We start from the raw sequence: 14,315 nt of genomic DNA, 5'->3' as shown, positions 1-14,315 counted from the left end.
GATGAAGATCATCATCCTCGGAGCAGGGCAGGTGGGCGGCACGCTGGCAGAGCATCTGGCCAGCGAAGCCAACGACATTACAGTGGTCGACACCGATGGCGAACGCCTGCGCGATCTCGGCGACCGCCTGGACATCCGCACCGTACAGGGCCGCGGTTCGTTCCCGACGGTGCTGCGCCAGGCCGGCGCCGACGATGCCGACATGCTGGTCGCGGTGACCAACAGCGACGAAACCAACATGGTCGCCTGCCAGGTCGCCCACACCTTGTTCCACACCCCGACCAAGATCGCCCGGGTCCGCGAGGCGGCCTACCTGACCCGCGCCGGCCTGTTCGACAACGAGGCGATTCCGGTCGACGTGCTGATCAGCCCGGAACAGGTGGTGACCAACTACATCAAGCGCCTGATCGAACACCCCGGCGCCCTGCAGGTGATCGACTTCGCCGAAGGCAAGGCCCAGCTGGTGGCGGTCCGGGCCTATTACGGCGGGCCGCTGGTGGGGCAGCAACTGCGCCAGCTGCGCGAGCACATGCCCAACGTCGACACCCGCGTCGCGGCGATCTTCCGCCGTGACCGGCCGATCCTGCCCCAGGGCGATACGGTGATCGAGGCCGACGACGAAGTGTTCTTCATCGCCGCCAAGGCCAACATCCGCGCGGTGATGAGCGAGATGCGCCGCCTCGACGAGTCCTACAAGCGCATCGTCATCGCCGGCGGCGGGCAGATCGGCGAACGCCTGGCCGAAGCCATCGAAAGCCGTTACCAGGTGAAGATCATCGAGATGAACCCGGCGCGTTGCCGCTACCTCTCGGACAACCTCGACAGCACCGTGGTCCTGCAAGGCAGCGCCTCGGACCGCGACCTGCTGATGGAAGAGAACATCGCCGACGCCGATATCTTCCTGGCCCTGACCAACGACGACGAGGCCAACATCATGTCCTCGCTCCTGGCCAAGCGCCTGGGAGCGAAGAAGGTGATGACCATCATCAACAACCCGGCCTATGTCGACCTGATCCAGGGCGGCGATATCGACATCGCCATCAGCCCGCAGCTGGCGACCATCGGCACCCTGCTGGCCCACGTGCGCCGTGGCGATATCGTCAGCGTGCACTCGCTGCGCCGTGGCGCGGCGGAAGCCATCGAGGCGATCGCCCATGGCGATGCCAAATCGAGCAAGGTGATCGGCCGCGCCATCGAGGACATCGCGCTGCCTCCAGGCACCACCATCGGCGCGATCATCCGCGACGAGGAAGTGCTGATCGCCCATGACGACACGGTGATCGAGGCCGGCGACCATGTGATTCTGTTCCTTGTGGATAAAAAACATATCCGCGATGTGGAGAAGCTGTTCCACGTGGGGTTGAGCTTCTTCTGATCCGGGACCTGCGCTGTCAGGACCGGTCAATCGCGAGCAAGCTCGCTCCTACAATGGAAGGCGTACATCCCTGTAGGAACGAGCTTGCTCGCGATAGCTGTCTCGAATACGCCACCTAACCGTCGAAGGAGCCCTCCCATGCTCGAATCCCTGGAAAAAATGCTCGCCAAGGGTATGGATAACTCGCTGCTGCGCTTCGGCCTGGGCAAGGGTTATCTGGATCTGCACGAATACGCCAAGGCCGCCGAGCACTTGCAACGCTGCGTCGGTTTCGACCCCAAGTATTCGGCGGCGTGGAAGCTGCTGGGCAAGGCCTATCAAGGCCTGGAGGATTATCCGGCGGCGCGCCAGGCCTGGGAGCAGGGCCTGGAAGCGGCCCGCGGGCATGGCGACAAGCAGGCGGAAAAGGAAATGACGGTATTTCTCAAGAAACTCGAGCGCCAGACCAAAGGCTGACTGTAGCCGCTGCCGAGTGAGCGAGGCTGCGATCGACCGCGAAGCGGTCGTAGAACCAGGCGCCGCGATCTGCCAGACACTCCTGCTGCGCAGGTTTAGCGAGGACTGCGTCCTCGTACGCAGCCTCGCAAGTTCGTCAGCGGCTACAGGCGATGTCCGAACGCTTCAGAGATAACGCAGGCCGATGCCCTCGGCGTCCACCAGCACCACTTCCATCTTCACCCGCGGAGCGTTCATCGGCAGGCCTTGCACCTGGCCGTAGACCACCGCGCCCTTGGGTAGCGCCGCCAACGCCGGGTGCTTGACGTAGACCCCGCTGGCAGACAGGTTGCGCGTCTGGCCCAGGCATTCGCCGAAGCTTTCGTGCTGGATCTTGATCCTCAGGGATTTGCGCGAATCGGGCATATGCTGTGCTCTGCTTCAACCTTTGTGGATAACCTTGGCCGAAAGGTTATCCACAGATCGTGCCAGGCGGTCAGTACCAGCGTTCTTCGCCGGCCGGACGTTTCTTGAAACGCTTCATGCTCCACATGTACTGGCTCGGATAAGCCCGCACATAGCGCTCGACTACCTGGCTCATCGCCGCGCAGGAGGTTTCGGTATCGGTGCTGTACATCGCATCCGGCGCGGCTTCGAGGATTACCTTGTAGCCGGAACCGTCGGGCAGGCGCAGCGCATGCAGGAACACCCCGACCGCCTTGCCGCCGGCCAGCATGTTCGGCACGAACTTGCTGGTCAGCGCCTTGGTGGCGAAGAAGGGCACGAAGATCCCGGCGGATTCGGCCGGTTCCGGGTCGGCGGGAATGCCCACCGCACCACCTTTGCGCACTTCCTTGATGACGCTGAGGATGCCTTCCTTGGTCGAGGCCGCCACGCGGTTGCCCAGCTGGACCCGCTGCTTGCGCAGCAGTTCGTCCACCGCCTTGAGCTTCGGCGGACGGTAGAAAATGATCGGTTTGCACTGGCTGCAATAGAAGTGGTTGAGCACTTCCCAGTTGCCCAGGTGGCTGGTGATGCCGACCACGCCCTTGCCCGACGCCAGCGCCTCTTGCAGCACCTCGAGGCCCTCGACTTCACGCACCAGGGCGATCGAGCGCTCGGCCGGCCAGATCCAGGCACAGGCGCTTTCGGTCAGGGACTTGCCGATGTCTTTCAGGCTCTGTCCCACCAGACGCTCGCGCTCGGCGGCGTCCATCTGCGGAAAGCACTTGGCCAGGTTGATCCGCACCACATCGCGGGAACGGTTGGGGGTCTTCCACATGATCCAGCCGATGGCCGAACCGACCGCCTGCACCGCGCGCCAGGGCAGCAGGGCAAACAATCGCAGAGCGCCCACCAGCAGGGCGCCTTTAAACTTATCCACAGGTGACTCCTGATATCCGGGTCATGAACCTTGTCGCAAGCCGGTTATTCTAACCGCCCGTTTGCCAGGATGGCGTAGCGATCGCAGTCGCGGGTGTGATCCATCACCATGCCCGAAGCCTGCATCAGCGCATAACAGATGGTCGGCCCGACAAAGGTGAAGCCGGCCTTTTTCAGACCCTTGCTCATCGCCTCGGCCTCTGGGGTCACCGCCGGGACCTCGCTGCGATCCTTGAAATGATTGACCCTGGGCACCCCGCCGACGAACGACCAGAGGAATGCCACCGGGTCCTCCAGCGCCATCCAGGCCTGGGCGTTGCGCCGGGCGGCAGCGAGTTTCAGGCGGTTGCGGATGATCCCGGGATCGAGCATCAACTCGTCGATTTGTGCATCGCTCATCTGTGCCACGCGCTGCACATCGAAGCCGAACAGCACCTGGCGATAGCGCTCGCGCTTCTTCAGGACGGTGATCCAGGACAGGCCGGCCTGGAACCCTTCGAGCAATAACAACTCGAACAAACGCTGCGCATCGCGTAGCGGCACGCCCCACTCCTGATCGTGGTACGCCATGTACAGGGGATCTTCGTTGCACCAAAAGCAGCGTGGCATAAGGCTCCAGTGGGCGTGCGCACAACTGAATCGGGTATACTCCCGCTCTTTAAATCGCAGCCCAAGTAACAGGTGAATTTCGTGAGCCAGCCTACGCCAGCCGTGCGTACCTTCCAAGACTTGATCCTCGCCCTCCAGCAATACTGGGCCGAGCAAGGTTGTGTGGTACTTCAGCCCTACGATATGGAAGTAGGCGCCGGCACTTTCCATACCGCCACGTTCCTGCGCGCCATCGGCCCGGAAACCTGGAACGCCGCTTATGTGCAGCCCAGTCGTCGCCCGACTGACGGCCGCTACGGCGAAAACCCGAACCGTCTGCAGCACTACTACCAGTTCCAGGTGGTCTTGAAGCCGAACCCGGAAAACTTCCAGGAGCTGTACCTGGGCTCGCTCAAGCACGTCGGGCTCGACCCGCTGGTGCACGACATCCGTTTCGTCGAAGACAACTGGGAATCGCCGACCCTCGGCGCCTGGGGCCTGGGCTGGGAAGTCTGGCTCAACGGCATGGAAGTGACCCAGTTCACCTACTTCCAGCAAGCCGGTGGCATCGAGTGCTACCCGGTGACCGGCGAGATCACCTACGGCCTGGAACGCCTGGCCATGTACCTGCAGGGCGTGGATTCGGTCTATGACCTGGTCTGGGCCGACGGCCCGTTCGGCAAGGTGACCTACGGCGACGTGTTCCACCAGAACGAAGTGGAGCAGTCGACCTACAACTTCGAACACGCCAACGTCGAGAAGCTGTTCGAACTGTTCGATTTCTACGAAAGCGAAGCCAAGCGCCTGATCGAGCTGGACCAGCCGCTGCCGCTGCCGAGCTATGAAATGGTCCTCAAGGCCTCGCACACCTTCAACCTGCTGGATGCCCGTCGCGCGATCTCCGTGACCGCGCGTCAGCAGTACATCCTGCGTGTGCGCACCCTGGCGCGTTCCGTTGCGCAAGCCTACCTGCTGGCCCGCGCCAAGCTGGGCTTCCCGATGGCAACCCCGGACCTGCGTGATGAAGTGTTGGCTAAGTTGGAGGCGGCACAATGAGTGCGCAAGATTTTCTGGTTGAACTGGGCACTGAAGAACTGCCACCCAAAGCCCTGAACACCCTGGCCGAAGCCTTCCTGGGCGGTATCGAAAAAGGCCTGCAGGCCGCCGGCCTGAACTTCGAGACCAAGCACGTCTACGCCGCACCACGCCGCCTGGCGGTGCTGATCAGCGGCCTGGCCACCCAGCAGCCGGATCGCAGCATCAACCTCGACGGCCCGCCGCGTCAGGCCGCCTTCGACGCCGAAGGCAACCCGACCCAGGCTGCCCTGGGCTTCGCCAAGAAATGTGGCGTGGACCTGAGCGAAATCGACCAGAGCGGGCCGAAGCTGCGCTACAGCCAGAGCATCAAGGGCAAACCGACCACCAGCCTGCTGCCGACCATCGTCGAAGACTCGCTGAACGACCTGCCGATTCCAAAACGCATGCGTTGGGCTGCGCGCAAGGAAGAGTTCGTGCGTCCGACCCAATGGCTGGTGATGCTGCTCGGTGACCAGGTCATCGACTGCACCATCCTCGCCCAGAAAGCCGGTCGCGACTCCCGCGGTCACCGCTTCCATCATCCGCAAAGCGTGCGCATCACCTCGCCGGCCAACTACCTGGACGACCTGCGTGCCGCCTACGTGCTGGCCGACGCCAACGAGCGTCGCGAGCTGATCAGCAAGCGCACCGAAGAACTGGCGCGCCTGCAGGAAGGTACTGCCATCGTTCCAGCCGATCTGCTGGACGAAGTGACCGCCCTGGTGGAATGGCCGGTGCCGCTGGTGTGCTCGTTCGAGGAACGTTTCCTCGAAGTGCCGCAGGAAGCCCTGATCACCACCATGCAGGACAACCAGAAGTACTTCTGCCTGCTGGACGTCGACGGCAAGCTGCTGCCGCGCTTCATCACCGTGGCCAACATCGAAAGCAAGGACCCGCGCCAGATCATCGAGGGCAACGAGAAAGTCGTTCGCCCACGCCTGACCGACGCCGAGTTCTTCTTCAAGCAGGATAAGAAACAGAAGCTCGAAGACTTCAACCAGCGCCTGCAGAACGTGGTGTTCCAGGAGAAGCTGGGCAGTGTTTACGACAAGGCCGAGCGCGTCTCGAAACTGGCCGCGTTCATCGCCCCGCGCATCGGCGGCGACGCCCAGCGCGCCGCGCGCGCGGGCCTGCTGTCGAAGTGCGACCTGGCCACCGAAATGGTCGGCGAGTTCCCGGAAATGCAAGGCATCGCCGGTTACTACTACGCCCTCAATGACGGCGAGCCGGAAGACGTCGCCCTGGCGCTGAACGAGCAGTACATGCCGCGTGGCGCCGGCGCCGAGCTGCCAAGCACCGTCACCGGTGCCGCCGTGGCCATCGCCGACAAGCTCGACACCCTGGTCGGCATCTTCGGCATCGGCATGCTGCCAACCGGCAGCAAGGACCCGTACGCGCTGCGTCGTGCCGCGCTGGGCGTGCTGCGCATCCTGATCGACAAGAAGCTCGACCTGGACCTGACCGAAGCCGTGGCGTTCGCCGTCAGCGCGTTCGGCAGCAAGGTCAAGAGCGCCGGCCTGGCCGATCAGGTCCTGGAGTTCATCTTCGACCGTCTGCGTGCCCGTTACGAAGACGAAGGCGTGGATGTCGCCACCTACCTGTCGGTCCGTGCCCTGAAGCCGGGTTCGGCCCTGGACTTCGACCAGCGCGTGCAGGCCGTGCAGGCCTTCCGCAAGCTGCCGGAAGCCGCTGCGCTGGCCGCGGTGAACAAGCGCGTCTCGAACCTGCTGAGCAAGGTCGAAGGCAGCGTGCCGACCACCGTGGAAGCCAAGTACTTCGACAACGCCAACGAGTTCTCCCTGTACTCGGCGATCCAGCAAGCGGACCAGGCTGTGCAGCCAATGGCCGCGGCGCGTCAGTACAGCGAGACCCTGGCCCGCCTGGCCGCCCTGCGCGAGCCGGTCGACGCCTTCTTCGAGAAGGTCATGGTCAACGCCGAAGACGCCAACGTGCGGGCCAACCGCTACGCGCTGCTGGCACGTCTGCGGGGTCTGTTCCTCGGTGTCGCCGACATCTCGTTGCTGGGGTAAGGCGTACGTGAAACTGCTGATTCTCGATCGGGACGGAGTGATCAATTACGACTCCGACGCTTACATCAAATCGGTGGAGGAGTGGATTCCGCTCCCCGGCTCGGTCGAAGCCATTGCGCAGTTGAGCAAGGCCGGCTGGACGGTAGCGGTCGCTACCAACCAGTCGGGCATCGCTCGCGGTTACTACGATGTCGCCACCCTCGACGCCATGCACGAGCGCCTGCGCGCCCTGGTGGCCGAGCAGGGCGGCGAACTCGGCCTCATCGTGTACTGCCCCCATGGCCCGGACGAAGGTTGCGCCTGCCGCAAACCCAAGCCCGGCATGTTGCAGACCATTGCCCGGCACTACGAAGTGGATCTGGCTGGTCTATGGTTTGTGGGCGACAGTCTCGGTGACCTGGAAGCCGCAAAAGCCGTCGACTCTCAGCCAGTTTTGGTAAAGACCGGGAAAGGCGAAAAGACCCTGGGGAAAACCCTACCGGTAGGCACCTTGATTTTTGACGACCTGGCGGCAGTTGCCGCTGAACTTATCCACAATTAGAGAGTTCTTCTGACATCCTGGCCAAGGACTGTTCGGGAGTGCGCTTTTTTAGAGGCGGGCAATGCCCGCAACGGTAAACGCCGCTATGTCGATCCTGCAGGCAATCAGAACCTTCTTCTTTTACCTGCTGCTGGGCACCAGTTCGTTGCTGTGGTGCTCCCTGAGCTTTTTTATCGCGCCCTTCCTGCCGTTCAAGGCGCGCTATCGCTTTATCAACGTCTATTGGTGCCGCTGCGCGTTGTGGCTGGCCAAGGTGTTTCTCAAGATCAACGTGGAAGTGAAGGGCGCGGAAAACGTCCCCGAGCGTCCATGCGTGATTGTCTCGAACCACCAGAGCACCTGGGAGACGTTCTTTCTCTCGGCCTATTTCGAACCGCTGAGCCAGGTGCTCAAGCGTGAACTGCTGTACGTGCCGTTCTTCGGCTGGGCCATGGCCATGCTGCGTCCGATCGCCATCGATCGCGACAACCCCAAGGCCGCGCTCAAGCAGGTCGCCAGCAAGGGCGACGAGCTGCTCAAGGACAATGTCTGGGTACTGATCTTCCCGGAAGGTACCCGGGTGCCTTACGGCCAGATGGGCAAGTTCTCCCGCAGCGGCAGCGCCCTGGCGGTCAACGCCGACTTGCCGGTGCTGCCGATCGCGCACAATGCCGGCAAATACTGGCCGAAGACCGGCTGGGTCAGGCACCCCGGCACCATCACCGTGGTGATCGGTGCGCCGATGTACGCCGAAGGCTCCGGACCACGGGCCATCGCCGAGCTCAACGACCGGGTCGCAGCCTGGAATGAGCAGGCGCAGCGGGACATGGGTTCGCTGCCTCCGGTAGCCGCGGCGCCGGACAAGATGGCCATCTGAGTTTCTGTGGATAACCTGTGTACCGTTTTATGGATAATCGCTATATAAAATTCGTAAGCAGATGATTTATATACATATTTCATAAACCCATAAAACTCCGGAAAACGTGCATAAGTTTTCTGGATACGAAAAAAACCGGCCCTGGAGCCGGTTTTTTTTTCGCCTGTCGATATTCAGTCCGTGAGCAGGGGTAATTGCAGGCTGAAGGTTGTCCCCTGGCCGACCACACTACGGCAGACAATCCGCCCTTCATGCCGGTCGACCACCGCCTTGACCATCGACAACCCCAGCCCCAGGCCTTCGCTGCCCTGGGCCGAGGCGAAGCGCTGGTACTGCACGAACAGCTGCGGCAGCTCATCGGCCGCAATGCCTTTGCCCTGGTCGGTGATATCGCAGGTCAGCCAGCCTTCTGTGCAAGCGACTTGCACCCGGACGGTCGAGCCCGACGGGCTGTACTTAATGGCGTTTTCCAGCAGATTGAACAAGGCCCGGGTCAGCAGGGATTGATCGGCCAGCACCATGCCTTCGGCGTCGTCGTCGAGGTCATGCACCAGCTGGATGTTTTTCAGCTGGGCGATGGTCATGGCCTGGTCGAATGCATCCAGCACCAGCATGGCGAACATGCTCGGCTGGAACTGATAGGCCTCGGACTCGGCCTTCGCCAGTTGCACAAAGGCTTCGGTGAGCCCCAGGGCGCGACGCACCTGCAGTTCGATCTGGCTGTAGATCCGTGTATCGCCCGAGCCCTGGTGCCGCTGCACATCGAGCAAGGCCAGGATCGCCGAATGGGGCGCGCGCAGGTCATGGGACAGGAAGCGCAACAGGGTGGCCCGCTGCTGCTCGGCATCCCGCTCGAGGCTCAGGTCGGTGAGGCTCAGCAGCCAGCCGATCGGCGTATCGCTGTCGATCGGCAGCAAGGGCGCCAGGTCCACGCGCAGGCTGCGCTGTTCGATATCCCGAAATTCCAATGGCTGCAGTTGCGACAGGGCAGGGCGTTGCCCGTCCTGCAAACCGGGATAACCCAGGCCGGCCAACTGGTGGACCAGGTCCTCGCCGATCAGCGCGTTGCCAAACACTTCACGGGCGTTGCGGTTGGCCAGCAACACGCGGCCGTCCGGATCGCTGATCAGGGTGGCCACCGGCAGGTATTCCAGGCCGTCGGCAATGAACCGGCGGGTGTCGCGGGTGCGGCTCAAGGCCTGCTCCAGGGCCACGATCTGCCCCTGCAGCACATCCCCGGCGGGGGTCTGGGTGCGCCGGCGTTCGGGCAGTACCTTGGGTTCGCTGTCCAGGCGCGCCAGCTCCCAGCCAAAGTAGGCCAGGATCACGCTCAGGCGACGCCAGTTCCAGATCAGGTAAGCCAGCAGCATCCCCAGCAGACTGGCCACCGGCGGCCACCACAGTCCCAGGCGCAGCAGCCCGGCCGAACCGAGTAGGGCCGCCGCCATGCAGGCCAGGGTCAACCACAACGCATGCCGCGGCCGTACCAGCAGCAATCCCAGCAGGGCCGCCACCAGCAGCACCGACAGCGCCGCGGCCGGCCATTGCCCCAGGGCAACGATGGTGCGCTGCTGCAACAAGCCATTGAGCAGGTTGGCCTGGATCTCGATGCCTGGGGTGGTGCCGACGCTGGCCGACTGCGGGGTGACGTAACGGTCGCCCAGGCCGGGAGCGGTGGTGCCGATCAGGATCAGCTTGTCACGCAACAACTCCGGTGGGACTTCACCGCGCAATACGCTGACATAGGGAACACTGGGGAACCCGGCCTGGGTGCTGATGAAGGGGATGCGTATTTCGTTGCTGCGCAGCCAGCCCTGGGTGATCTGCGCGGTGTCCGAGCCAGGCATCGACAGGGCAGTGCCCACCGGGTGCGCCTGTTGATAAAGCAGCCAGGCCAATTGTGCCTTCGGCGCCTGCGGTGGGCCTTCGCGCAGATAGACGCTGCGGACCGTGCCGTCGGTATCGGCCTCGGCATTGATATGGCCGACCGCCTTGGCGCACTGACTCAACGGGGCCACAGGTTCGATCTCACCCAGCGGCTGGCCATAGCGGGCCACGCTCTCGCGCAGCAGGGGCAGGAATACCTGGCCTTCGCGGCAGATCGCCTGGGCCAGGTGCTGATCGTTCTCGGGGACGCTGTCGGGTTCGCTGAAGATCACGTCGAACAGCACGCCCTGGACCTTGGCCGCCGTCAGCCGATCCAGCAGGTCGGCGTGCAGGGTGCGCGGCCAGGGCCACTGGCCCAGCTGCTGCAGGCTGTAGTCGTCGATGGTGATCATCAGCAGGCGTGAATCGACCGGCAACGGGCTGAGCCGTCGCAGGTTGTCATACAGCAGGTTATTCAGCGCCAATCCGTGGCTCAGCGACAACAGGGCGGTCAAGGGCAGCAGGATCAGGCTGACCCATGCCCATTCCCGCACCAGACCGCCAAACAGTCGCTGGGCTTGCGTCGGCTCCCGGCCCTCGGGTCGGCGCCAGCGCCTCACCGACAAACCGCCGCGCACTTACTGAACACGCGTGGTCCTGGGGTAATAGAAGATGTCATAGACCCCCGTCTCTCCTTCGAGTCCGTGCTCATCGAAAGCAGAAAGGCGGACATGATAAAAAAAGGCTTCCAGGCCGCTGAAGTTGACTTCCGGCGTGCTGGAGAACTGTTCCTGCTTGATATTGAGGAAGCTTTTGTCGGTCGCCACCTGGGCCCGGTAACGCTTGGCGCCCGGCAAGGGCTTCATGATCAGCTGCCAGACCGGCAGATCGCCCGTCTGGCCCGCCTGGCCCATCAGCTGCGGCGCAGGTAATAGATCGACTGGCTTCAACGGGCCTTCTTTCTGGATACGCAAACCTTGGCGAGCCATGACCTGCACTTCACCGGGAACCGGCCCGACCGGTTTATCCACAGGGCGTTTCTTGCCCTTGGTCTGTTTCGGCGCTTCGTCGTCTTCGCGGTTGACCGCTACCTGGCCGTTGAGCACTTCCACCAGCGACTGCTGATCGTCGTTACGCACCCGGAAGTGCGTACCGCGTACACCCAGCACGCCGATCGGCGTGACGATCTGGAAACGGTCGTAATCGCTCGGGCGCTTGATGACATAGGACTCGATCTGCCCCTGTTCGAGCGCGACCTGGGGGATCGCATGTTCTTCGTTCAGGTGCAGGGTGATCTGGGAACTGGAGGGCAGCACCACCAGCGAGCCATCGCCCAGGGACAGGCTGACGAATGCCGAAGGCGAGGTCTTTACCCCTTCGAGTTCATCGACGCTCATGCCTTCTTCCAGGGGTACCTGGTTGCCCTTGGCATCCAGCTTCCAGGCTTCGCCCGTGAGATGCTCGACCGTCGCCGGCAGCGGCTGGCCACGGCATTGCTGGTTTTCATCGATATAGGGAGGGCGCTTGGGCGCGGCGACGGCAGCCTGCGGCATGGAAAAGGCCAGTGTGCTGCCGAGCAGAAATGAAACGAGCATGGCCCGGTGGCGGATGTGCAAGGAGGTCATGGGTTCATGGGTCCGTAGTCGCGCTCTTCTGAAGTCCGTGCCATTAGAACTGCATTGTTAGCGTTCTGACCATACCTCTTGAACCAAGGCCGGCCAGGGTCATTCCATTACGGGACAAACAGCACAACCGCTAAAGAGCGGCTGCGCTGTTTGGCTCCATGCCGGCCGGATGCGAATCAGCGCATCCGACCCGCTCAGGTCAGTCCCGCTCGATGGAGATCAACCGATAGGCCAGGGCTCCCAGCCCTGCGCCCAACAGCGGTGCTACCCAGAACAGCCACAGCTGGGACACTGCCCACTCGCCGGCGAAGAAGGCGACCGCGGTGCTGCGAGCAGGGTTGACCGAGGTATTGGTGACCGGAATGCTGATCAGGTGGATCAGGGTCAGCGTCAGGCCAATGGCAATCGGGGCAAAACCGGCTGGCGCGCGCTTGGCGGTGGCGCCCAGGATGATCAGGAGGAACATCGCGGTGAGCACGACTTCGGTCAACAGCGCAGCGAACATCGAGTAGCCGCCAGGGGAGTGTTCACCGTAACCGTTGGCTGCGAAGCCCGCCGAAGCGTCGAACCCGACCTTGCCGGAGGCGATCAGGAACAGTACGCCACCTGCGGCGAGTCCACCGAGCACCTGGGCGACGATATAAGGCAGCAGTCGGCTACCCGGAAAACGCCCGCTCAACCACAGGCCAACCGAGACCGCGGGGTTGAGGTGAGCCCCGGAAATCGGACCCAATGCGTAAGCCATAGTCAGGACGCTCAGGCCAAAGGCCAGGGCTACCCCCAGATAACCGATCCCGAATTGCGGAACGCCGGCCGCCAGCACGGCGCTCCCGCACCCGCCCAGGACCAACCAGAACGTACCGAAAAACTCAGCGCCGAATGTCTTCATCAGAGGCCTTCACAGATAAAAAATGAGGAATTGTTTGTTGGCTGGCGGCGCCGTGGGGCCGCGCGGGAGAGGAGGGATGACACATCCCTGTGTCGGAGCATTACGTCCTGAGGAGGCACTCCCTGTATTCCCCTGTACTGCAAACCGAAGACAAGCCCCGGCCTGACGTCCGCCAATCCGGCGGTTGACACTCCCTGTGTCGGAGCACTTCCGATTGCCCCTGTGTGCCACTCAGCGACTACGAATTTACCGGCATGCCGTGGAGGCCGGGCCGGTTTGCAATATTTGTTCAGAATTGTCTGATCTAGAACACCCAACGCTGCTGCTCCTGATAGACCATAGGCTGCGCCGTCTGTGTCTGTGGCGCGCTGATCGGGGCGAAGCCCTGGGAGTCGCTGAACCCGATAGTGGTTACGGACGGGCTGAAATAACGCTGCACCGGCAAGGCATAGTCCGAAGACGGCAGCGCAGGCTGCTCCGCGGTCGACCCCAGGCTCAGGCAAGCCGCGAGCATCAGAGTGGTAAATCGAGCCAGGTCCGCTGCCTGCGCAATGCCTGCGTAGAGCAACCGCCCCTTCCCCAGGATGTTCCCCATAGTTCTTTTCCTTGCACGTTCGAGCCGGTATCGTTCTGCAACGAATGCAGGCCGGATGGACAGTGCTCCTGTCGGCTACCGGCTATATGACATCAGCGTACCGAGCAAAGGTGTGAACCAGAGCAATTCGCCACAATTGTTCAGATTCGTCTGATCAGCCTAAACTCAGCGCCAGGAAAGGCCTCAAATAAAGCCATCAGCATTCTCTCGCGATAAAAGGAACTGCCCCGCATGCGTGTCGCAATACTGGATGACGAGCCCGCCGAACTGGCGCGGGTGGAACAGACACTGCGACAGATCCCCGGCCCCGGGGAACAACCATGGACGCTGCACAGCTTCGAGCGTGGCGAGGACCTGCTGCGGCAGCTGCGGCGCGAAACCTTCGACCTGCTGATTCTCGACTGGCAGCTGCCGGACCTCAGCGGACTCTCGTTGCTGCGCTGGACCCGCGAGCACATGGAGGCGCCACCGGCGGCCATCATGCTCACCAGCCGCGATGCCGAGAGCGATATCGTCCAGGCCCTGAATACCGGGGCCGACGACTATGTGAGCAAACCTTTCCGCCCCAACGAACTCAAGGCACGGGTGACCGCTGTCCTGCGTCGCCACGGCTTGCAGCGCTCGGCGGCCGTCGAGGTACAGACCTTCAACGACCTGGCCTTCGACGACGCCGAGCTGACCGTGACCCGCGCCGGCAACCCGATCAGCCTCACCGAACGCGAATACCGCCTGGCCCGCTGCCTGTTCGCCAACCTGGGTCGGCCGCTATCCCGGGAATACCTTTATGAGCGTTTCTGGACCCATGAGGAAATCGTCTCCTCCCGCCCCCTGGACACCCACATCTACCGCCTGCGCAACAAGCTGGGGCTGACCGCGGATCGTGGCTGGCAGCTGCTGACCATCTATGGTTATGGCTATCGCCTGGAAAGTGTTTCGGCGGCCGAGTAGGGCCCCTTTTAGCCGGGCAATAAAAAAGGTTCTTCACGGATTACCGGGAAAGACGCTCTTGATCTTCATGAAAAAGAATTCGCTATCCCGGTAACCGTACGCCATTC

At 62.7% G+C, this 14,315-nt stretch carries 14 protein-coding genes; 7 read left to right on the top strand and 7 right to left on the bottom strand.

Annotation, left to right across the window (positions count from 1 at the left end):
- Position 1 precedes the first annotated feature (1 nt).
- Positions 2-1,375 carry a Trk system potassium transporter TrkA gene (gene trkA, locus PVZ78_RS17285; protein WP_007932603.1) on the top strand — a complete coding sequence of 458 codons (1,374 nt, stop codon included), beginning with the start codon at positions 2-4 and terminating at the stop codon, positions 1,373-1,375.
- A gap of 138 nt (positions 1,376-1,513) precedes the next feature.
- The gene (locus PVZ78_RS17280; protein WP_009046223.1) at positions 1,514-1,831 is read left to right on the top strand and encodes a tetratricopeptide repeat protein; all 318 of its coding nucleotides are present in this window, start codon (positions 1,514-1,516) and stop codon (positions 1,829-1,831) included.
- A gap of 165 nt (positions 1,832-1,996) precedes the next feature.
- On the opposite strand, the gene PVZ78_RS17275 is transcribed toward PVZ78_RS17280, so the two are convergent.
- The 3 genes from PVZ78_RS17275 to PVZ78_RS17265 all read right to left on the bottom strand — a co-directional run bounded on the left by PVZ78_RS17275 (position 1,997) and on the right by PVZ78_RS17265 (position 3,802).
- Positions 1,997-2,236: a pilus protein PilZ gene (locus PVZ78_RS17275; RefSeq protein WP_009041477.1), complete on the bottom strand. Its 240-nt coding sequence runs from the start codon at positions 2,234-2,236 to the stop codon at positions 1,997-1,999.
- A gap of 70 nt (positions 2,237-2,306) precedes the next feature.
- Positions 2,307-3,194 (bottom strand): lysophospholipid acyltransferase, encoded by an 888-nt coding sequence (locus PVZ78_RS17270; protein ID WP_009046222.1) that lies wholly within the window; start codon positions 3,192-3,194, stop codon positions 2,307-2,309.
- A gap of 44 nt (positions 3,195-3,238) precedes the next feature.
- Positions 3,239-3,802, bottom strand: a complete 564-nt coding sequence (locus tag PVZ78_RS17265) for a DNA-3-methyladenine glycosylase I (RefSeq protein ID WP_009046221.1) — start codon at positions 3,800-3,802, stop codon at positions 3,239-3,241.
- Positions 3,803-3,883: 81 nt separating this feature from the next.
- Between PVZ78_RS17265 and glyQ the strand changes: the two genes are divergently transcribed.
- The 4 genes from glyQ (at position 3,884) to PVZ78_RS17245 (ending at position 8,285) form a co-directional block, all read left to right on the top strand.
- Positions 3,884-4,837 (top strand): glycine--tRNA ligase subunit alpha, encoded by a 954-nt coding sequence (gene glyQ / locus PVZ78_RS17260; protein WP_003177094.1) that lies wholly within the window; start codon positions 3,884-3,886, stop codon positions 4,835-4,837.
- Positions 4,834-6,888 carry a glycine--tRNA ligase subunit beta gene (gene glyS, locus PVZ78_RS17255; protein ID WP_038635693.1) on the top strand — a complete coding sequence of 685 codons (2,055 nt, stop codon included), beginning with the start codon at positions 4,834-4,836 and terminating at the stop codon, positions 6,886-6,888. The genes glyQ and glyS overlap by 4 nt, the downstream gene beginning before the upstream one ends.
- Before the next feature lie 7 nt (positions 6,889-6,895).
- Positions 6,896-7,429: a D-glycero-beta-D-manno-heptose 1,7-bisphosphate 7-phosphatase gene (gene gmhB, locus PVZ78_RS17250; protein ID WP_016703942.1), complete on the top strand. Its 534-nt coding sequence runs from the start codon at positions 6,896-6,898 to the stop codon at positions 7,427-7,429.
- A gap of 85 nt (positions 7,430-7,514) precedes the next feature.
- Positions 7,515-8,285, top strand: coding sequence for a lysophospholipid acyltransferase family protein (locus PVZ78_RS17245; protein ID WP_037006036.1), 771 nt, complete (start codon positions 7,515-7,517; stop codon positions 8,283-8,285).
- A 173-nt stretch (positions 8,286-8,458) separates the two neighbouring features.
- On the opposite strand, the gene PVZ78_RS17240 is transcribed toward PVZ78_RS17245, so the two are convergent.
- The 4 genes from PVZ78_RS17240 to PVZ78_RS17225 all read right to left on the bottom strand — a co-directional run bounded on the left by PVZ78_RS17240 (position 8,459) and on the right by PVZ78_RS17225 (position 13,260).
- Positions 8,459-10,777 carry a CHASE2 domain-containing protein gene (locus PVZ78_RS17240; protein ID WP_036985504.1) on the bottom strand — a complete coding sequence of 773 codons (2,319 nt, stop codon included), beginning with the start codon at positions 10,775-10,777 and terminating at the stop codon, positions 8,459-8,461.
- Positions 10,778-10,789: 12 nt separating this feature from the next.
- A complete protein-coding gene (locus PVZ78_RS17235; RefSeq protein ID WP_028683592.1) occupies positions 10,790-11,776 on the bottom strand; it encodes a FecR family protein in 987 nt (328 codons plus the stop codon).
- A 199-nt stretch (positions 11,777-11,975) separates the two neighbouring features.
- Entirely contained in the window at positions 11,976-12,665 is a 690-nt protein-coding gene (gene aqpZ / locus PVZ78_RS17230) for an aquaporin Z (RefSeq protein ID WP_007921032.1), read from the bottom strand.
- Between the two features lie 304 nt (positions 12,666-12,969).
- Complete coding sequence (locus PVZ78_RS17225; RefSeq protein ID WP_016703945.1) at positions 12,970-13,260, bottom strand: hypothetical protein; 291 nt, start codon at positions 13,258-13,260, stop codon at positions 12,970-12,972.
- A gap of 231 nt (positions 13,261-13,491) precedes the next feature.
- On the opposite strand from PVZ78_RS17225, the gene PVZ78_RS17220 reads away from it, so the two are divergent.
- Entirely contained in the window at positions 13,492-14,208 is a 717-nt protein-coding gene (locus PVZ78_RS17220; RefSeq protein WP_009041468.1) for a response regulator transcription factor, read from the top strand.
- Positions 14,209-14,315: the final 107 nt, after the last annotated feature.

The sequence above is a fragment of the Pseudomonas sp. SBT1-2 genome (assembly GCF_028640875.1).
GTDB classification, from domain to species: domain Bacteria; phylum Pseudomonadota; class Gammaproteobacteria; order Pseudomonadales; family Pseudomonadaceae; genus Aquipseudomonas; species Aquipseudomonas chlororaphis_I.
Note: the sequence above shows the minus strand (reverse complement) of the source record. Positions and strands in the feature narration are given on the sequence as shown.